The sequence below is a fragment of the Gordonia terrae genome (assembly GCF_051789125.1).
Lineage (GTDB): Bacteria > Actinomycetota > Actinomycetes > Mycobacteriales > Mycobacteriaceae > Gordonia > Gordonia terrae_A.
This window is the reverse complement of record NZ_CP196526.1, coordinates 610,884-629,351: the sequence shown is the minus strand read 5'-3', so window position 1 is coordinate 629,351 and position 18,468 is coordinate 610,884. Positions and strand designations below refer to the sequence as shown.

Below are 18,468 nucleotides of genomic sequence, written 5' to 3'. Positions count from 1 at the left end.
CCATTGTGTCCCCGGTAATGCCTATCCGCGGCAACTGTGGCGCAGCATCGCTCCTACCACCTCCAATAACAAGACCCGCAGCTATCACGACCATGGCGACCACTAGGCACAGCAAGCGTTTCATATGATCAGAGTCTCCAGTTCTCAGTAGTGTGCGGCAGAAGAGTGGCCGCGCTCGGCCGGCCACAGAACGTCACTCCCGGGGATTGCGTTCTTCAGACTGTCGGATTGTGCGCGTGTCCAGTTGCGGACGGAGTCCTCAACATTGGGACCGAGCACAGAATATGGTGATCGGGCCTGAACCCCAGACCATTGGAAAGTCGAAGCTCCGATCTGTGCGTCAACGTCGCCACGGTGGTTCACCACGTAGTCCACCGCCGGGAGCCCCGAGCGGCGCGCATGATCTGCCGACAAATGAAACTCGAACTGGTTTGGTCCTTCGGCCTCTGGAAGGGCGTGACGCGGACCATTCGGTCGCCATGGCTCGTTGGGGTCCGCACCGGGATCACCTGCTCCAAGCGCATATGCGAGAGCTCCGCCTGCCGTCCCGGCGATCGCGAACCCGACCGCAGCCCCGGCAGCCCCGGCGCCGATACCGCCAATAGCGGCGCCTGCCCCGGCCCCGATAGCTGCTCCCGTCACACCCATCACTCCACCGAAAAAGGGAGACGAACCGATGAGAGCACCCGCCACCGCACCAACCGGTGCCCCAACTACCGCCCCCACAACCGCCGACGGAATACCAAGCGCAACAGCACCAGCGGTACCACCGGCCATCACACCGATGATCGTCGCAGCAGCGCGACGAGTCGCCTCGTCCTCGGGAACACCGGCAGAGATCAGACCCTGCGCAATCTTCGCCTCACCATAAGCCGACCACGCATTGATCGAGTTCACATCACGCTTCGACATGCCCGCAGGGATGTCGGTGACGAAGTTGCCCACACGAATCTTCTCCGGCGGCGGCGCAATCGGCCGAACCGGCGGAGCAACACGCGGAGCCACCCGATTGTTGATCAGCGGAGAGTAAGGCTCGTCATAGGAATACGACCCCGGCGCGGTGTACGCCTGATACGGCGCCTCCACCGGCGGACCAGGAATGCTACCCGGACCGGGAACCACCACCGGCTCGACAGTCGCCTCAGCACCGCCACCACCACCCGGCGACACATCACCAGGACTCGTGCCACCCTGACCCGGAGCCGTATCGCCCGGACTGGTTCCCCCCTGCTCCGGCACCGCAAACGCCGCACCGGCACCCGCAGTGATCGACACCGCGACAACCGCCGACGTCACCGACAACAACGGACCACTCGGCACCCGACGCTTCCGATGCCGACCCCGACCATGACTCATTGCTCGATCACTCAACTCTCCACTTCGATTAAGAACGGGCCGTCGGCGCGCCGGCAGTTTCGGCCGGCCAGAGGATCTCACTTCCAGGGATCGCACTCTTTAGGCTGTCCGACTGTGAACGCGTCCAGTCACGGACTGACTTGTCCGCATGTGGACCAAACAGCGCGTAGGGCGATCGAGCTTGCGCTCCAGTCCGTTTGATGGTTGATCGACGCCTAAGGCACCGTCATGAAGAAGGAGGGTCCAGCAGGGGATTGCGGGATGCGAACGGCACTGTTGGCGGCATAGGTAGTGATGCCCATCCAAGCGGGGCCGGAGCCGGTCACGACGTGCCACGTCTGCCTCTGCCCTGGTTTCGGCCCAAAGGAACCAACTGTCCACTTCTCCACATCGAGTCCTCGAACGCTCGTGGCGGCGGAGCGAAACAGGAAGCGACAGTTCGGATTCCGATTCCATGACGGGCCCTGGCCCGAAAATCCATGTGACGTCGCGGTGACCTTGATAACACCACGCTTCTTAGCAACAGCGTCGACTCGGTATGTAATGGCACCGCGACAGAAGGAATGGTCACCGAACGTACCAAACGTCGTCCCGTTTGTACTGAAATTCTGCAACGGGGCAGCAGATGCCTGCCCTACGCCGACCAGAACACTCAAAGTAGCTATCACGACTACTAATGTGGACACGAAAACCGTTTTCACTTCATACTCTCTTGTTGATCGGTCGCGATTGACGTAATTGTTTCTGCGCACTTCGTATCATTTCCTATCGGGCGCTAGTGCCGTCGGCCTCTTCGGGCCACTGCACATCACTACCAGGGACCGCATCCTTGAGAGCCTTGGACTGCGCCCGAGTCCAGTCACGGACGGATCTCTCGACGTGTGGCCCCAACACCGAGTAGGGCGAGCGTGCCTGCATGCCAGACCATTTGAAGGTCGAGGCTCCGACGGTCGCGTGGACGTCACCGCGATGATTCACCACATAGTCGACAGCCGGCAGTCCAGAGCGACGCGCATGTTCACTTGTCAGATGAAATTCGAACTGATTCGGGCCAGACTCCGGCAGCGCGTGACGCGGTCCGCTTTGGCGCCACGGCTCGTCAGGGTTGGCGCCCGGATCGCCAGCGCCTAGCGAGTACGCCAGAAGACCACCCGCGGTACCCCCGATCGCGGCACCGACCGCAGCCCCCGCAGCTCCTGCTCCGATTCCACCAACTGCTGCACCAATTCCAGCTCCACCGAGGGCGTTGATGCCTGATGTAAGGCCACCTGTCGTGACGGCGCCGACGATCGCACCCGCCACCGCACCAACCGGTGCCCCAACTACCGCCCCCACAACCGCCGACGGAATACCAAGCGCGACAGCACCAGCGGTACCACCGGCCATCACGCCGATGATCGTCGCAGCAGCGCGACGAGTCGCCTCGTCCTCGGGAACACCAGCCGAGATCAAACCCTGCGCAATCTTCGCCTCACCATAAGCCGACCACGCATTGATCGAGTTCACATCACGCTTCGACATGCCCTCAGGGATGTCAGTGACGAAGTTGCCCACACGAATCTTCTCCGGCGGCGGCGCAATCGGCCGAACCGGCGGAGCAACACGCGGAGCCACCCGATTGTTGATCAGCGGAGAGTAAGGCTCGTCATAGAAATACGACCCCGGCGCGGTGTAGGCCTGATACGGCGCCTCCACCGGCGGACCAGGAATGCTACCCGGACCGGGAACCACCACCGGCTCGACAGTCGCCTCAGCACCGCCACCACCACCCGGCGACACATCACCAGGACTCGTGCCACCCTGACCCGGAGCCGTATCGCCCGGACTGGTTCCCCCCTGCTCCGGCACCGCAAACGCCGCACCGGCACCCGCAGTGATCGACACCGCGACAACCGCCGACGTCACCGACAACAACGGACCACTCGGCACCCGACGCTTCCGATGCCGACCCCGACCATGACTCATTTCACTTCTACCTCTCTAGGCGCCCGAACAGGCTGGGCGGGAACTCATTCGACGGACCGGATGGACTGGATGTAGGACTTGCCGCCGGTGGTCGTCGTACGAATGACCTGGCGGTAGGTGATGGGTGCCGCGTCGGGCTGCAACTCGGTGAGCACCACCGAGTACTCGCCGGGTCCGCGGTCGGAGACGGTCAGGCAGTGCTTGGTCCCCAGCGGTCGCTGGTTGATGTACTGCTGCATCACATACTCGGAGGCCACTGCACCCGGCGCCGCTACAGCGCGAGCCGCCTTCGCCGACCGCAACACGTAGTAGGCGTGGTTGAAGGCCCGGATCGCCCCGGCACCCGACTCCTGATTGCCGGAGTCGTCACCGTCGGACACGGTGGTCCCCGACCCGACAGGCTTCCGCGTGCACGCGGGCTCCTGTGCCACCGCCGGCGTGGACGGTGTCGGCCCCACGGACGTCACGTCGGTGCTGGGCGTCGACGCCGTCGTCGACTCAGGTCCGTCGCCACGAGCCAGGACGACACCGAGAACTGTGGCCACAATCACAACAATCGCCGCTGCCGCACCCGCGATTCGTAGTGGTGAACCGACTCGCGGGCGCCTCTCTCCCCGTGTGCTCGAGCGGCCCTTCCGCTTGGCCCGCACCGACTTCTCGGCCTCGGCCAGGAACGCGTCGAGCTCGGAGGAGGGACGTGGCGTCGCGGCTTCCGGCGCTTCGACGATCGGCCGATCGGACCGCCCGATCGCCGGGACCGGGCGTTCGAGAACCGCAACGGCAGCCGACTGAGGAGGGGCCTGAGCTGGGCCTATTGAGCGGTGTCGGGCCAGGTGAGCGGCCAGGTCGGCGGCGGGGGTCGATTCGACGGCGGGCCACGGCGGGACGTCGGCAAACCACAGAGCGGGAACGCGCGGCGGCACCAAAGATCCCTCCCCCCGGCCGGTGATCATGTCGTCGTGAAGTTGCGCTCAACGACGACACGACGCAGGGGGTCCCCCGAATACGTCGGCAATGCCGTCGCTGACCTCGGGTCACCCTACAACAGCTCTCAGCAACGTCTCAGCTGTCGTCCACAGGGGTGACACGCGCGTCGGGCCGCAGGTCATGCACGACAACCACCCGCTCGCTAAGGTCGCGAATGTGCTTCTCACGGCCGCGGTCGTTCGCGGGGTCGCCGACGGAACAGTCGACCTCGCCTTCCGGCGATGGGGCGATCCACGTATTCATCCGGGATCGAGCTTCATCGCGCTGACGCACGTGATCGAGGTGACGTCCATGCAGCGCGTCGACCCCGAACAGATCACGCTCGACGAAGCGCGCCGCGCAGGATACGACGATGCCGACGAAGTCCGGGCCGCCCTCTGCGTCAACGTTCACAACCCGACCTACCGCATCGGCCTGCGGTGCATCGGCGAGGACCCGCGGATCGCCCTGCGCGCCGATGACAACCTGTCCGACGACGATGTGGCCGAGATACGGACACGCCTCGACCGGATGGACGCGCGGTCCAAGCGCGGACCGTGGACTCGCGAAGTCCTCGATCTCGTCGCGCGTCGTCCGGGTGTGGTGTCCACCGATCTCGCGGCCGAACTCGGCCGGGACAGAGCGGGTTTGAAACAAGACATCACGAAGCTCAAGAAGCTCGGCCTGACCGACAGCCTCGTCGTCGGTTACGAACTGTCGCCGCGTGGCGTCGAATTCCGTCGGCGGGACGTCGAGTAGACGCCGAAACGGCATGCAGCGCCGTCTACTCGGCGACAATTCTCCCATGAACCGCATCCGAGCTGGAGTCACGTCGGCATTGACCGCGGTGGCGGCAATGGCCCTGAGCCTAGCCTCGGGCACCGCCCACGCCGTGCCCTTCCCGGTCACCACCGACGCCGCGACCGCCATCGCCACCCGATACCTCAGCCCGGCGTCGGAGTCGCCCGCCGGCGCCAACCGGTTCGACTGCCGCGACCGCGAAGGGCGCAACCCAGTCGTTCTGCTGCACGCGACGGCCATGAACCAGAGCGCCAACTGGTCGTACCTCGCGCCCACGCTGGCCAACGCGGGCTACTGCGTGTTCAGCCTCACCTACGGTCAGACCAGTTGGAGCGGCAACACCGGCGGCCTAAGCAACAAGGAGCAGTCCGCCCGTGCGGTCTCGGCCTTCGTCGGGCGGGTCCTGACCGCCACCGGCGCATCGAAGATCGACTTCGTGGGTCACAGCCAGGGCGGGGCGATCGCCCAGCTCGTCACCCAGTTGCCCGGCCGGGCCGCGCAGGTCGACACCATCGTCGGACTGTCCGCCTCGAATCGCGGATACTCCCGCGTCGGTTCGATCACCGATCGGCTGCCCGCGCGAGCTCCCGGCCAGAGTTATTGGGGTCCGCGGCATCCGTCAATCGAGTACGTCAACCTGGCGACGCGATTCGACGAGATCTCGACTCCCTACGTGCTGACCCTGATGCCGCCGGGACCGAACATCGCGAACACCGTGGTCCAGGACGTGTGCCCGTCGTCGAAGATCGGTCACGTCGGCATGGCCTACTCCCCCACGGTCGCTGCACTCGTGCGGAACGCACTCGACCCGGCACATCGGGTGCCGGTGGTGTGCGGACCCGACTTCCCGCTCTGATCGCCGCAACCGTGGTCGAAATGAGGTCGCACGCGAGCTGATTCCGTTCGCGCGACCTCGATCGAAGTCGCGCCGACGAAACGAGGTCGCGTGCGACCTCGTTTCGGGGTCGCAGGCCCGGCGAGCAGCCCCGAGCGGGCCCGAGTTTTGCGCGTCTCGCGACGCTCGCTAGACTCGTCTGCGCTGCCTCGCGCGGCACGCCGCCCTAGCTCAGTCGGTAGAGCAATTCACTCGTAATGAATAGGTCAGGGGTTCGATTCCCCTGGGCGGCTCCATGGTGACCAGGCGATTCGCTCCCCAACGGATCGCTTTCGTCGTCTCTGGCGCCCGTCAGCCACTCCCCGCCAAGTGATGGTGGACGAACGTGATCGCCATCGCGCCGTCTCCGACTGCCGACGCCACTCGTTTCACCGAGTTGCGACGCACATCCCCCGCAGCAAGGAAACCGGGCACCGACGTCTCCAGGTAGAACGGGGCGCGGTCCAGCGACCAGTTCGATGTCGGCAGGTCGGGACCGGTGAGGACGAATCCGTGGTCGTCGCGGACGATCGGCGTGCCGGCTGCCCACTCGGTGGCCGGGTCTCCGCCGATGCAGACGAACAACCGCTGCGTTTCGACGACCTCCACGTCCCCGGTGCGGGAGTCCTCGATGTGGATGGCGGTCAGACCCTTGTCACCCTCGAGACCGATCACCCTCGCGGAGGTCCTGATCTCGACGTTCGGCTGCTGCACCACCCGCTTCTCGAGATAGTCCGACAGCGTCGCGGACAGTGTCGGCCCGCGCACCAACATGGTGACGCGCTTGGCGAACGACGACAGGTTCATGGCAGCCTGACCGGCCGAGTTCCCTCCGCCGACGACGAACACCTCGAGATCGCTACACGTGGGCGCCTCACTGGTGCCCGCCCGTAGAACAGGCCCGACCCGATGAACTCCTCCTCGCGATCGAGCCCGAGCCGCCGCCATTCGACGCCTGTCGCGCATACGCTGGCGCGGGCGACGACGCTCGTGCCGTCGCCGAGCGTCGTATGTACCCGATCACCCTCGAAACGTGTGCTGAGCCCGTCGCGCATCAGCAGTAGTTCGGCTCCGAACTCGACCGCCTGCTGACGAGCTCGCTCGGCCAGGTCGCCGCCCGAGATGCCGCCCGGGAATCCGAGGTAGTTCTCGATGAGACTGCTGTAACCGGCCTGACCACCCACCGCTTCGCGTTCCAGGACAGCGACACTCAGCCCCTCCGAGGCCGCGTATACCGCCGCGGACAGTCCCGCAGGCCCGGCCCCGTAGATCGAGACGTCGTACTCCTGGAGCTTGGGGTCACTGACCCATCCCAGGCGGCCCGCGATCTCGGCGACCGACGGGGCACGCAGACGGGTTCCGTCCGGCAGGTCGACGATCGGCAGACCGGCGTCGGCCAGCGACAGCCCGAGCAGGTGCGTGCAGTCGTCGTCGGTGTCGATCGGCGTCCACGTGAAGCGGACCACGCTGCGACTGAGGAAGTCACGGATCTCGAACGCGTGCCGACACTGACTGCGCCCATAGATCCGGACGACGACGCACGCGTGCATGCTCGCGCCGACGGACCCTCGCTCCGACGGTTCACGAATTATCCTGTGCGGCAGGGTCACACGATCGTCGATCATCGGTTACGTCTGCCGTCGGGTGAGCTGCTCGACCCAATCCGCAGGCACTCGCGACCGCGGACCGGGCACACCCTGATCCGTCGGATGCGACGTCGGTGCCGTGAGGGCAGGACCGGCGAACATCTCGCCGGTCGAGAAGTCGTAGAACCAGTCCTCACCGGGTTCGAAACTCTGGATGACCGCGTGTCCGGTGTCCGCCGCGTGTCGAGAAGCGTGGCGGTTCAGCGAGTCGTCGCAGCAGCCGACGTGCCCGCATTCGGCGCAGCGCCGCAGGTGAAACCACCACGACTCCGCCGCCTCACACTCCACACAGCCCGGCCCGCTCGGGCCGACCGTGGTGTCGATCGAATGATCACCCATCATCAACTCCGTTCTCGCGTAACCCCTGAGGGTCCGGATACCGGGCCGGCGGAACGGTGAGGGGAGGCCGTTCCGCCGGCCCGGAGCATGAATCACTCGGCGATGAACTTGAGGATGTCGGCGTCGAGCTGCTGCTGGTACTCACCGTAGATGCCGTGCGGCGCACCGGGGTAGACCTTCAAGGTGCCGTTGCTGACGAGCTTGATGGTTTTCTCGGCGGCGGCCGCAATCGGCACGATCTGATCGTCGTCGCCGTGCGCGATCAGCATCGGCACGTCGATCGCCTTGAGGTCCTCGGTCTGATCGGTCTCGGAGAAGACCTTGACGCAATCGTAAGCGGCGGAGAGGTTCGCCATCATGCCCTGACGCCAGAAGTCGTCCTTGGCGCCCTGGGACACCTGCGCGCCGTCCCGGTTTGCCCCGAAGAACGACTCGGCGAGGTCCTGGTAGAACTGCGACCGGTCGGTCAGCACCCCCTTGCGGATGCCGTCGAAGACCTCGATCGGGGTGCCTTCCGGGTTGTCCGGGGTCTGGAGCATGAGCGGAGGGACCGCGCCGGCGGTGATGACCTTGACGACTCGCCCCTTGCCGTACTTGGCCGCGTACCGCACGACCTCGCCACCGCCGGTCGAGTGTCCGATGACCACGAGGTCCCGGAGGTCGAGAGCCTCGACGAGTTCGGAGAGGTCCTTCGCGTAGGTGTCCATGTCGTGTCCCACAGCGGTTTTGGAGGATCGGCCATGGCCACGACGGTCATGGGCGATCGCACGGTAGCCCGCGTCGGCGAGGAGCTTGAGCTCGACCTGCCAGCCGTCGGACGACAGCGGCCAGCCGTGGCTGAGGAGCACCGGCTGCCCGGAGCCCTGCTCGGTGTAGTAGATCTCGGTTCCGTCGGTGGTCGTGATGAACGGCATGGAATCCTCCTGGTCAGCGCGTGTTCGCTCGACTCCAAGACTCGTCCGTCGGGGCGTCCGTGTCGTCGATGCTGCCCGGTGGATCCTGCTTCCGGCTAGCCGGTATTGACACCCGCCGCGCCGGCCATCGGTATCGCGGCACGGATCGTGGTGCCGCCACCGGGCGGGCTCGTGACCGAGAACTCGCCCTCGACGGCTTCCACCCGGTCGCGCAACCCGACAAGCCCCGAACCCGCTGCGGGATCGGCGCTTCCGATCCCGTCGTCGACCACCGACAGCATCAGCAACCCGTCTTCGACGTGAGCGGAGATCAGCACCTCGGTCGCCCGCGCATACTTCGCGGCGTTGGTCAGCGCCTCGGCCACCACGTAGTAGGCGGCCACTTCGACGGCTTCGGGCAACCGGCCGCTGATCGACGCGGTCAACGACGCGGGTACGGGCGAGCGTCGGGCCAGCGTCTTGAGTGCCGGGGCGAGACCGCCGCGGGAGAGGATGGCGGGGTGGATACCGCGAGACAACTCCTGCAGGTCCCGGTGTATCTGAGCCAGCGAATCGATCAGCCCGTCCAGTCTGTCGCGTAGTGCCTTCTGCTCCGGCGGGATCGAGGACTGTACGGCGCGGATGTCGAGGCCCAGGGACACGATCCGTTGCTGTGCGCCGTCGTGCAGGTCCCGCTCGATGGAGCGTCTCGCCTGGTCGGCTGCGGCGATGACGCGTGCACGTGAGCGCGCCATCGCCGCCCGGGACTCACTGTTGTACACCGCGGTGGCCACCAGGTCCGCGAAATCGGAGAGCCGCAGGCGAAGGTCCGTCGGGGCGGCTCGCTGCGTCGTGCCGACGATGACCGCTCCCCACGGCTGGTCGTCGACCGTGACGGGGACGCCGATACCGAACCGTATTCCGCGCTCCGCCAGCCGATCACCGATGGGTCCGGTGGCATCGGCATAGTCGAGGGTCGCCGCCGAGCCGGTCCGGGCGACGAGGGTCGAGACATTGTTCCCACCCAGCGCCAGTCGCTCCCCCGCGGCCACACCGGCCGAATCCACTCCGGCGCCGTCATCACGTGCGGCAAGGATCTCGCAGTCACCGTCGGAGGTGAACCGCACCGCGGTGACATGCTCGACGCCGAGTTCGTCGGCGACTTCGGTGGTGACGGCCCGACAGACGTCCGCGGGCTCGGCGCGTGCGGCGACCAGGGTCGCGACGCGTCGAAGTGCGGCCTGCTGACGACCCAGCGCAACCGTGCGTTCGTACAGTTCCTCACGGTCGCGTGACGCGGCCAGGAGCGCCTCGAGGCTGGGCACCATGCGTGCGACCCTGCGCCGGTCCGCGGCGTCGAGATGCGCGGGCACGAGAAGTGAGCCGACGGACCGTCCATCGTCGAGCAGCGGAATACGCCGTTGCCCCAACGTGTAGGGGGCGTCCGGTTCGGCCAAGGTCGCGCCCGGAGAGGGCAATTCGAGCACCCTGCTCAATCGCGCGCTCGCCGCCGTCAGCGCCTCCGGAAGGTCGGCTGCACGCAGCACTGTGCGCGCCAGCGCGGCCGACAGGTCGGCCTCGCGGCGGCGCTGATCGGATTCGAGTGCCCGCGACCGTGACTGACCGACGAGGAGATTGGTGAGCAGGGCGAGAACGAGAAACACCACGACGGCGGGTGCGAAACTCTCGCTGCTCTCGCTGACGTGGAACCAGACGTACGCCCCTGCGCTGGCGATCGACGTGGCCACGGCGAGGCCGAAGCCCCACCCCGCGGAGACCACCAGCACACCGAACAGGAAGATCGCACCGAACGCGTTCTCGGGCGACACGTGCTTGAGCAGACGCACGATCCCCACCTCGCAAGCGATGAGCACGATCGCCGTCACGACGCCCCAGCGGAGTGGCGGAGACGTCGGCCGGACCACGATCGCGGCGACCCGATCCCACAGCGGCCCGTGGTCGGAGTTCCCGCTAGCAGGAATGCCACGCGCACCGATTTCTGACACGCTCGACAGTATGAATGCCGCCCCTCTGCGCTGCCTCATCGTCGACGACAGCGCCGACTTCCGCGGCTCGGCACGTGACATGCTCGAAGCCGGCGGCATTACGGTCATCGCGACGGCGTCGACGCTCGACGACGCGGTTCGCCAATCCCGATCCACCCGGCCCGATCTCGCGCTCGTCGACATCGACCTCGGCGGCGAGAGCGGCTTCGACGTCGTCGAGGCCCTCCACGAGCTCGACGCACACCCCGCACCGGCCATCGTCCTGGTGTCGACGCACGACGAGGACGAGTTCGCCGACATGATCGATGCCAGTCCGGCGATCGGATTCCTACCGAAGTTCGCGCTGTCGGCGGACCGCATACGTCAGCTACTCGCCGGTCGGGGGTGACCGGACGCGCCGCCGCTCGTTCAGGCCGTGGCGTCGAGAAAGAGGATGACGGCCCGCACCCGCCGGTGGTCGTCGGCGGTGTCGGCCAGATCGAACTTGGTGAGGATGCTGCGCACGTGCTTTTCCACCGTGCCCTCGGTGATCCACAGCCGACGGCCGATCCCGGCATTGGACAACCCCTCGGCCATCAGGGTCAGGACTTCTCGTTCCCGCCCACTCAGCACGTCGAGGGGATCGTTGCGTCGCCGTGCGGCGACGAGCTCGTGGACCAGCGCCGGATCCATCACCGTCGCCCCACCGGCGATGCGGTGGACCGTGTCGACGAAGTCGTCGACATCGGTGACCCGGGTCTTGAGCAGATAGCCGATCCCTTTGCCGCTCTCGAGCAGTTCCAGGGCCTGGTCGACGTCGACGTGCGCGGACAGCACGAGGATCGCCACATCCGGATGCTCGCGCCGGATCCGAAGGGCGGCGTCCAGACCCTCGGTCGTGTGGGTCGGTGGCATCCGGATGTCGACGAGCGCCAGATCGGGCCGACCCTCGGCCACGACGGTCATCAGCTCCTCGGCATCGCCCGCCCGTCCGACCACGTCGAAACCGGCGGTTGACAGCAGACTCGCCAACCCCTCGCGCAGCAGGACGTCGTCGTCGGCGATCGCGACTCGAACAGCCACGTCAGCACCAACCGGTGCGACGGCACGTATCGGTCGATGCACGACGGTGTCCGACCACGATCGTGGTCCGGGCCCGGAGTGTCATGCGCGTTCCTTCGTGACTCGGCGCCCACCGGGCGCATCCACCCGGCACTGTAACCCGATGCCGGTCTCGAAAAGGCGCCGATCGGACGGTCTTCGCACGTCCGGGGCGCACGGATGAGATCATGATCACCCGACACGGTGGACGCGTACGGATACGGGGAGTGTGCACCTGTCAGTGGTCTGTTCGTCTGACACGTCCCGACGACCGGATCGCCTATGATTTCCTCGAACAAGGGGGCCCGGGTGGCACGAACACACCGGCGGGGTGGACACCACGCCAGCACGACGACGGTCGTGCGACAGGGGGACACGAGATCGCGTGTCGCGACATCGCTGACCCTCGCGGCGGTCTCGATCGTGACCATCGTCCCGACCACGGTCGCCGCCACCGACTCCGCCGGAGTGATCGCGGGTCTCACCGGCGACCGACCGGTACCGGCGTCCCCGACCATGCAACGAGTGGACACGGCCGCCTTCCTCGACTCACCCCGAGAGGGTGCGATCGTCCTGGTGACCCCCGATGAACGCAACGGCACGCTGATCACCCGGAAGTTGTCACTGGGAGATGACCGGCAGTCCCTGATCGTCGAGTACCCGCGGTCCATCGGTCCGGTCGCCGCCGGCCGCTCCCACAAGATCGAACTGGTGTCCCCGACCTTCGACTCCGCGAAAACCGTTGCGATGGAGAAGAATCTGTCGGCGATGATGGCGTTCGGCGGTGTCGGCGATGATCGGCCGACCGTGATCTACACCGCGTCCGCGCAGGGCGACGAAGTGGTGGTACCCGCGGTGGAAGACGCGTTCGGCGGCACCGAGCTCGCCCCGCCGCCGTTCGTCGTGCTCGCCGAGCAGCCACAGGGACCGTGGACCGTTCGGACGTGGATGACCGTGCTGCGCTACCTACGAGCACTGGCCGGCATCGAAACCGAACCCGTGCGCGAACCACCCCGCGACGTACCGGCCCCCCGCGATCCGGTGATCGTCGACCGGGGCGACGGCACCGTCGTCGTACCCCGGGACACCGGTGGCGATCCCACGCCGACGACGACTCCCCCCGATCGCAGCCCGATCGTCCCCCGCGACCCCGTGCCCGGCCGGGGCGACAGCTCGACGGAGCGGCCTGTCGTGGACCGGCAGTCCCCTGTCGGCGAGCCGGTGTCGGAACCCGGCAGTGACCGCGACGACCGGTCCGACACCGACGGCGACCCCGACACCGACGCGAGGGATGATCCGGGCACGAGCAGCGAGACCCGCGGCCAAGAAGCCGACGACACCGAGACCGGCACCGACTCGTCGGGCTCGGACTCCGAGTCGTCGGAGGACAGCGCGGCCTGAGGTCAGGCCGACTCCGCGAAGACGCATGCCAGCGGGACCGACGCGGCCGGAGTGAGCGGCGTGGTCAGCATGACCGGCGACTGGGCCATGAAACGTGGTGTGGCGCCCCGATGTTCGTCGGCGGCATGCACGGTGAACGGGTGGACCAGGTAGACATCACCGGGGCGACCCGTCGCGTGGGCGACCGGACGGTCACGGCTCGCCTCGTCGAGGAGCGGCCCCGCATCGAAGGGGCTCATCCCGTCGTCGTCGAGGACGCGCACGCTGTCGAGGTGCGACCCGCGGCGGAGTCGTGTCGGCGCATCGTCAGGTCCGACCTCGGACAGCAGCGTCAGCACCAGAGCGGTCTGCGGACGTCGACTGACACACCATGTTCCGTCCGCACGCAGGGTGTTGGCGTCGATATGCCATCCCCTGTCGTCGATCGTCGGCGGGACCGGGAAGCGGACCGGGATGTTGCCCAGCACCCGACGAGGTTCCCAGGCTCCGGGCCCGCACACCGCGTCGAGCGCCTCGGTCAGTTCAGGGCTGTCTGCAAGCGACGCGAACGGGCCCCGGCCGGTCATGTCCGAGGCCCACTTCACCGCCTCCGACCACCCCGACGGATCGTCCGCGGACAGCCCGAGCTGCGCCCACAGATACGCCCGCGCCTCATCGGCGACCGGGCGCAGTGCGGGCCGTTCGATTTTGACGAAACCATTCTCGACGAAAGCCTCGATGTCGATCATGATCGCCGATCGTCGCACCGGAGCCGATCAGACGCGAGTCATTTTCCCGCGGGCGCGCGCAGGGCCTGATCGATCAGAACCTCCGCAGCGGCGCGGGCGTCGTCGGCCGCCCGGGTCGAGCCGGCGATGGCGGCGGTGGTCTGCGCCCCCTCGGCGAGTATCGACAGTTGTGCGCCGAGTCCGTCCGGGGCGCCCAGCTCGGCGACGAGTCCGGCGACGTACCGCTGGAAGTCGGCCTTCTGGGCGCGGACCGCCGACGCCACCGACGGCATCTCGGCGCCGAGTTCCCCGTATGCGTTGATGAAGGCGCACCCACGGAACTCGTCGGTGCCGAACCACTGCAGCAGAAAGTCGAAGACGGCCAGCAACTTCTCCCGTGGGCTCGACAAACCGTCGGCGCACGCGAGGATGCCGTCGTTCCACTGGCGGGTGCGGCCGTCGAGCACGGCAAGGATCAGAGCCTCTTTCGACGGGAAGAACGAGTAGATCTTCTTCAACGACACCCCGGCGGCGTCGCGCACCTTGTCCATTCCGACAGCGTGCACCCCGTGGGCGTTGAACAACCGGTCAGCGGCACGGATCACCTGCTCACGCTGATCTACTGCGTCGGTCACGACACTCCTCCTCGAACGAATCCGGTCCCCGGGGTTGCGCGGGGAACGATCGTTCTCTACTGTAGCAATCAGCAAAGAGAACGAGCGTTCTCGCCGCACTGGACCTGCACCGCCTATCAACCACCGATCCGATCGGGTCGTCTCATCAGAGAGAAGTGATCGCAATGGGTTACATCACCGTCGGCACCGAGAACTCGACCGACATCGAGCTGTACTACGAGGACCACGGCACCGGTCAGCCGGTTGTGCTGATCCACGGTTACCCGCTCGACGGCAACAGCTGGGAGCTGCAGGCCCGCGAGCTCATCGACGCCGGCTACCGCGTCATCACCTACGACCGCCGAGGCTTCGGCAAGTCCAGCAAGGCCGGCACCGGTTACCACTACGACACCTTCGCCTCCGACCTGAACACGGTGCTGGAGACCCTCGATCTGCGCGACGTCATCCTCGTCGGATTCTCCATGGGCACAGGAGAACTCGCCCGTTACGCCAAGAACCACGGCACCGAGCGCGTCGCCAAGTTCGCGTTCCTGGCGTCGCTCGAGCCGTTCCTCGTCAAGACCGACGACAACCCGGAGGGCGTCGACCGCTCGGTCTTCGACGGCATCGCCGCGGCCGCCAAGCAGAACCGCTATGCCTGGTTCACGCAGTTCTACAACGACTTCTACAACCTGGATGACAACCTCGGCAGCCGAATCACCCAGGAGGTCGTCGACGCGAACTGGAGCACCGCCGTCGGCAGCGCGCCGGTCGCCGCATACGCGGTGGTCCCGGCCTGGATCGAGGACTTCCGTGATGACGTAGTCGCCGTGCGTGATTCGGGTAAGCCGACGCTGATCCTGCACGGCACGGCCGACAACATCCTCCCCATCGACGCCAGCGGTCGCCGCTTCCACAAGGCATTCCCGGAAGCCGATTACGTCGAGATCGCCGATGCCCCCCATGGCCTGCTCTGGACTCACGCCGCCGAGGTCAACGAGGCGCTGCTGGGATTCGTTCAGAAGTGAGCGTCCCCGCCGGGGCTCGTTGAGAAGAGAGCGGCCCCGCGCGTGAAGCAGGACGGCCGCCGGATGGTTCACCCATCCGGCGGCCGTTTTCTCTGCGATCGCCTATTTCTCGACCACTCCATCGCCCTGGGCGTCGGCGTCGGCATCGGCGTCGGACGCCTCGATGTCCTTGTTGTCCGCGAGCGGGTCGTAACCGGGTACACCCTCGAGCACCGTCAGCTCCTGGTCGATGGCGGCCGAGACCGCCTTGGCCTCGTCCTTGACCTTGCGGATGAAGTCCGACATCGCTGCTCCCTCGCTCGTCATCAGTTCGCGGCCCGAGACCGTGACCTCATGATAGGTCGCGGCGGTGCGATCACCCGTGGGGACGGGGTTCTCGCGTACGTCAGCGACGGAACATGGCCGAGTAGGGCCCGGACAGCGCCGGGTAGTACGCATCCCAGTCGATCGTCGCGACATCGCGGCCGGACTCGGCGGCCACCAGACGATCGAGGTAGTACTCCCAGCCGGGACCGACGTTCTCGGCGGACTCGGGTCGGGGCAGCCCCTGCGCGAAGACGAGCGTGGTCGTTCCGTCTGCTTCGCTGAGGTCCAGCTCGAGCAGCCACACCTCATCGCCGTGGTCGCCGGTGGTGGTCGATTGCACCGCAAGCCGTTGCGGCGGCGTGCATTCCAGAATCGAGAACCGTTCGGATTCGACGTCGTCGCCTTCGGCGGTCATACGGAAGTCGACCGACCCGGTCGTCGGGTCGCCGGTCCATGTGCCGATCCACCGTTCGAGCCGGGACGGTTCGGTGATGGCCGCCCACACGGCGTCGATCGGTGCGGCGAACGTACGCTCGAGAACCACGTGCGGCACCCCCGCGCGGATCTCCCGGCGTCCCGTCGCCGCGATGTCGGTACTCATCCTGTCTCCTTCTGTCTGTGTTGGGAATCCGGCGTCGGCCGGGCGCCGTCGTCGACGCCCGCCTGCTCGCGCTCACGCACCGTGCGCCGAACCTCGAGATCGAGCGCGTCGAGATGGTGCTCGCCGAACCTGGGAGTGGCGGTGCCGCTGTCCACCGCGTCGAGGAACTCGCGCACCTCGGCGAGAGCTCCGGACACGAGCTCGTAATGGCGTTCACGTCCGTGGTCGACCGCGGTCACGACCCCGGCCTCACCCAACACCCGCAGATGGCGAGAGACGGCGGGACGGCTGATCGGATGCTCGGCAGCGAGGTCGACGACTCGCGCGGGCCCTCTGGCCAACCGCGTGATGAGCGAGCGTCGCACCGGGTCGGCGAGCGCCTCGAATCCGTCCACACACTATTGGTAACACATCAGTTACCAATAGCCAATGGGTTCATCCTTCAGAGCGGTACAAGGTTGTGCCAGGCAGCGACTAGACGTCGGCCCGCCGCTTGAGCGCCAGACCGATCCGGGCAACCATGTCGTCCACCGCGAACTTCGGTTTCACGTTCATGTCGAGAGCCTCGCGGCAGGCCAGGACCGCCTCGACACACTGCAGGAGCTGTTCGGGTTTCGCGTAGCCGGCGAGTGGGATCGAGATGTCGTCGGCCTTGTCCGGGTGCATCGCGGTGACCTGGGCACCCACACCGACGACGAGCGCGTCCCGGAAGAGCGCGGCCAGATCGACCAGCGCGCGGTCGAGGACATCTCGGCCCACGCGCGTGGCCCGGGACTTCTGTCGCTTCTCGAGTTCCTTGAGCGCGCCCGCACTGCCACGCGGCATGCGCGCAGTGCCTTTTCCGGTCCCGCCCGCACCGAGAGCGGTCTTCATCTCCTCGGTCTCGGCTTCGTCGAGCTCCGCGGAGATCGCCTTCGCGGCCTGTTCCGCCGAGCGCACCAGCTCCTCGGCAGCGGCGTAGGCCGTCGAGTCCCGCGAGGCGGCGCGCGCCAGGCCGAGCGCCTTCTCCCGTTGCGAACGAGCGTCCGGATCGGTCGCGAGCCGGCGCGCACGCCCGATGTGACCGCCACAGACCGATGCGGCCCACCGCGCCTGCTCCGGGTCGAGTCCGTCGCGTTCGATCAGGACCCGTTCGATGTCGGCGGTGGTCGGAGTGACGAGCGCGACGTGCCGGCACCGCGACCGCAGCGTCACCGAGATGTCCTCGGGATCGACCGACGGCGCGCACAGCAGGAACACCGTCCGCGACGGCGGCTCCTCGACGACCTTCAGCAAGGCGTTGGCGGCCTGCTCGGTGAGGCGATCGGCGTCTTCGACGATGACGATCTGCCAGCGGCCTGTCCCGGGACGACGCGCCGCCGCCTGCACGATGTCGCGCATGGCCCCGACCGCGAGGCTCAGACCCTCGGGGACCACATGGCGTACATCGGCATGGGTCTTCGCCATCACCGTCACACAGGCGCGGCACTCCCCGCAGCCGACGTTCGCGGCATCGGGCGCCTGACACTGCAGGGCCGCGGCGAAACAGGTCGCCGCGACCGAGCGTCCACTCCCCGGCGGTCCGGTGAAGAGCCATGAATGCGTCATCGACGCACGGGACCAGCCGGCGTCGACCGCCGGGATCTCGTCGTCGGGAAGGAACAGATCCGCCGACGAACCCGCATCGAGCCGCTGGGCGAGGGCTCGCGCGGCGCGAGCGGCGGCACGCAGATCGTCGGCGATCGCCTCTTGCCCGGTCAGTCGATCGAAGACATTTGTCACAGCAACACCCTAATCCGCAGTTCGGACACGTCCGAGGCACGGAACCGTGTTTAACGATTGCAAGCAGCCAGCTACCGTAGTCTTCGTGGTTCAACAACGGTCGCGGTGGTCAAAGGGCCTGCAT

Annotated in this window: 20 protein-coding genes and 1 tRNA gene; 6 read left to right on the top strand and 15 right to left on the bottom strand. The window is 66.9% G+C overall.

What is annotated here, in order from left to right; translation table 11 throughout:
* Positions 1 to 144: 144 nt before the first annotated feature.
* From ACSUZC_RS02880 to ACSUZC_RS02870, 3 genes are all read right to left on the bottom strand, one after another.
* Positions 145 to 1,356 (bottom strand): hypothetical protein, encoded by a 1,212-nt coding sequence (locus tag ACSUZC_RS02880; RefSeq protein ID WP_439031420.1) that lies wholly within the window; start codon positions 1,354 to 1,356, stop codon positions 145 to 147.
* A 765-nt stretch (positions 1,357 to 2,121) separates the two neighbouring features.
* Positions 2,122 to 3,321 (bottom strand): hypothetical protein, encoded by a 1,200-nt coding sequence (locus ACSUZC_RS02875; RefSeq protein ID WP_439031419.1) that lies wholly within the window; start codon positions 3,319 to 3,321, stop codon positions 2,122 to 2,124.
* Between the two features lie 44 nt (positions 3,322 to 3,365).
* Positions 3,366 to 3,866, bottom strand: a complete 501-nt coding sequence (locus tag ACSUZC_RS02870; protein ID WP_439031418.1) for a hypothetical protein — start codon at positions 3,864 to 3,866, stop codon at positions 3,366 to 3,368.
* Positions 3,867 to 4,464: 598 nt separating this feature from the next.
* Between ACSUZC_RS02870 and ACSUZC_RS02865 the strand changes: the two genes are divergently transcribed.
* The 3 genes from ACSUZC_RS02865 (at position 4,465) to ACSUZC_RS02855 (ending at position 6,219) form a co-directional block, all read left to right on the top strand.
* Entirely contained in the window at positions 4,465 to 5,046 is a 582-nt protein-coding gene (locus tag ACSUZC_RS02865) for a hypothetical protein (protein ID WP_439031417.1), read from the top strand.
* Positions 5,047 to 5,092: 46 nt separating this feature from the next.
* Positions 5,093 to 5,944: an esterase/lipase family protein gene (locus ACSUZC_RS02860; protein ID WP_439031416.1), complete on the top strand. Its 852-nt coding sequence runs from the start codon at positions 5,093 to 5,095 to the stop codon at positions 5,942 to 5,944.
* 199 nt (positions 5,945 to 6,143) lie between these two features.
* A tRNA-Thr gene (locus ACSUZC_RS02855) sits at positions 6,144 to 6,219 on the top strand.
* A gap of 55 nt (positions 6,220 to 6,274) precedes the next feature.
* On the opposite strand, the gene ACSUZC_RS02850 is transcribed toward ACSUZC_RS02855, so the two are convergent.
* From ACSUZC_RS02850 to ACSUZC_RS02830, 5 genes are all read right to left on the bottom strand, one after another.
* The gene (locus ACSUZC_RS02850) at positions 6,275 to 6,811 is read right to left on the bottom strand and encodes an NAD(P)/FAD-dependent oxidoreductase (RefSeq protein WP_439031415.1); all 537 of its coding nucleotides are present in this window, start codon (positions 6,809 to 6,811) and stop codon (positions 6,275 to 6,277) included.
* The gene (locus ACSUZC_RS02845; protein WP_439031414.1) at positions 6,766 to 7,587 is read right to left on the bottom strand and encodes an NAD(P)/FAD-dependent oxidoreductase; all 822 of its coding nucleotides are present in this window, start codon (positions 7,585 to 7,587) and stop codon (positions 6,766 to 6,768) included. Before ACSUZC_RS02845 ends, ACSUZC_RS02850 begins: the two co-directional genes overlap by 46 nt.
* Before the next feature lie 3 nt (positions 7,588 to 7,590).
* Positions 7,591 to 7,947, bottom strand: coding sequence for a UBP-type zinc finger domain-containing protein (locus tag ACSUZC_RS02840; protein ID WP_439031413.1), 357 nt, complete (start codon positions 7,945 to 7,947; stop codon positions 7,591 to 7,593).
* A gap of 92 nt (positions 7,948 to 8,039) precedes the next feature.
* Positions 8,040 to 8,861, bottom strand: a complete 822-nt coding sequence (locus ACSUZC_RS02835; RefSeq protein WP_439031412.1) for an alpha/beta fold hydrolase — start codon at positions 8,859 to 8,861, stop codon at positions 8,040 to 8,042.
* A 95-nt stretch (positions 8,862 to 8,956) separates the two neighbouring features.
* Positions 8,957 to 10,846, bottom strand: a complete 1,890-nt coding sequence (locus ACSUZC_RS02830; RefSeq protein ID WP_439031411.1) for an ATP-binding protein — start codon at positions 10,844 to 10,846, stop codon at positions 8,957 to 8,959.
* A gap of 10 nt (positions 10,847 to 10,856) precedes the next feature.
* Between ACSUZC_RS02830 and ACSUZC_RS02825 the strand changes: the two genes are divergently transcribed.
* Positions 10,857 to 11,234, top strand: a complete 378-nt coding sequence (locus ACSUZC_RS02825) for a response regulator (RefSeq protein WP_439031410.1) — start codon at positions 10,857 to 10,859, stop codon at positions 11,232 to 11,234.
* Positions 11,235 to 11,254: 20 nt separating this feature from the next.
* Here ACSUZC_RS02825 and ACSUZC_RS02820 read toward each other — a convergent pair whose 3' ends face one another.
* Positions 11,255 to 11,908, bottom strand: coding sequence for a response regulator (locus tag ACSUZC_RS02820; RefSeq protein WP_439031409.1), 654 nt, complete (start codon positions 11,906 to 11,908; stop codon positions 11,255 to 11,257).
* 327 nt (positions 11,909 to 12,235) lie between these two features.
* Here ACSUZC_RS02820 and ACSUZC_RS02815 point away from each other — a divergent pair, with 327 nt between their 5' ends.
* Positions 12,236 to 13,327 (top strand): hypothetical protein, encoded by a 1,092-nt coding sequence (locus tag ACSUZC_RS02815; RefSeq protein WP_439031408.1) that lies wholly within the window; start codon positions 12,236 to 12,238, stop codon positions 13,325 to 13,327.
* Between the two features lie 2 nt (positions 13,328 to 13,329).
* On the opposite strand, the gene ACSUZC_RS02810 is transcribed toward ACSUZC_RS02815, so the two are convergent.
* Together ACSUZC_RS02810 and ACSUZC_RS02805 are read right to left on the bottom strand one after the other, a co-directional pair.
* Positions 13,330 to 14,055 carry a phytanoyl-CoA dioxygenase family protein gene (locus tag ACSUZC_RS02810; protein ID WP_439031407.1) on the bottom strand — a complete coding sequence of 242 codons (726 nt, stop codon included), beginning with the start codon at positions 14,053 to 14,055 and terminating at the stop codon, positions 13,330 to 13,332.
* A gap of 38 nt (positions 14,056 to 14,093) precedes the next feature.
* Positions 14,094 to 14,669 (bottom strand): TetR/AcrR family transcriptional regulator, encoded by a 576-nt coding sequence (locus ACSUZC_RS02805; protein WP_439031406.1) that lies wholly within the window; start codon positions 14,667 to 14,669, stop codon positions 14,094 to 14,096.
* Positions 14,670 to 14,833: 164 nt separating this feature from the next.
* Here ACSUZC_RS02805 and ACSUZC_RS02800 point away from each other — a divergent pair, with 164 nt between their 5' ends.
* On the top strand, positions 14,834 to 15,676 hold the full coding sequence (locus ACSUZC_RS02800; protein ID WP_439031405.1) for an alpha/beta fold hydrolase: 843 nt from the start codon (positions 14,834 to 14,836) through the stop codon (positions 15,674 to 15,676).
* A 102-nt stretch (positions 15,677 to 15,778) separates the two neighbouring features.
* On the opposite strand, the gene ACSUZC_RS02795 is transcribed toward ACSUZC_RS02800, so the two are convergent.
* From ACSUZC_RS02795 to ACSUZC_RS02780, 4 genes are all read right to left on the bottom strand, one after another.
* Positions 15,779 to 15,961, bottom strand: a complete 183-nt coding sequence (locus ACSUZC_RS02795; protein ID WP_439031404.1) for a hypothetical protein — start codon at positions 15,959 to 15,961, stop codon at positions 15,779 to 15,781.
* Positions 15,962 to 16,061: 100 nt separating this feature from the next.
* A complete protein-coding gene (locus ACSUZC_RS02790) occupies positions 16,062 to 16,583 on the bottom strand; it encodes an SRPBCC family protein (RefSeq protein WP_439031403.1) in 522 nt (173 codons plus the stop codon).
* Positions 16,580 to 16,978: an ArsR/SmtB family transcription factor gene (locus ACSUZC_RS02785; RefSeq protein WP_439031402.1), complete on the bottom strand. Its 399-nt coding sequence runs from the start codon at positions 16,976 to 16,978 to the stop codon at positions 16,580 to 16,582. Before ACSUZC_RS02785 ends, ACSUZC_RS02790 begins: the two co-directional genes overlap by 4 nt.
* 79 nt (positions 16,979 to 17,057) lie before the next feature.
* A complete protein-coding gene (locus tag ACSUZC_RS02780; protein ID WP_439031401.1) occupies positions 17,058 to 18,344 on the bottom strand; it encodes a DNA polymerase III subunit delta' in 1,287 nt (428 codons plus the stop codon).
* Between the last annotated feature and the right edge of the window lie 124 nt (positions 18,345 to 18,468).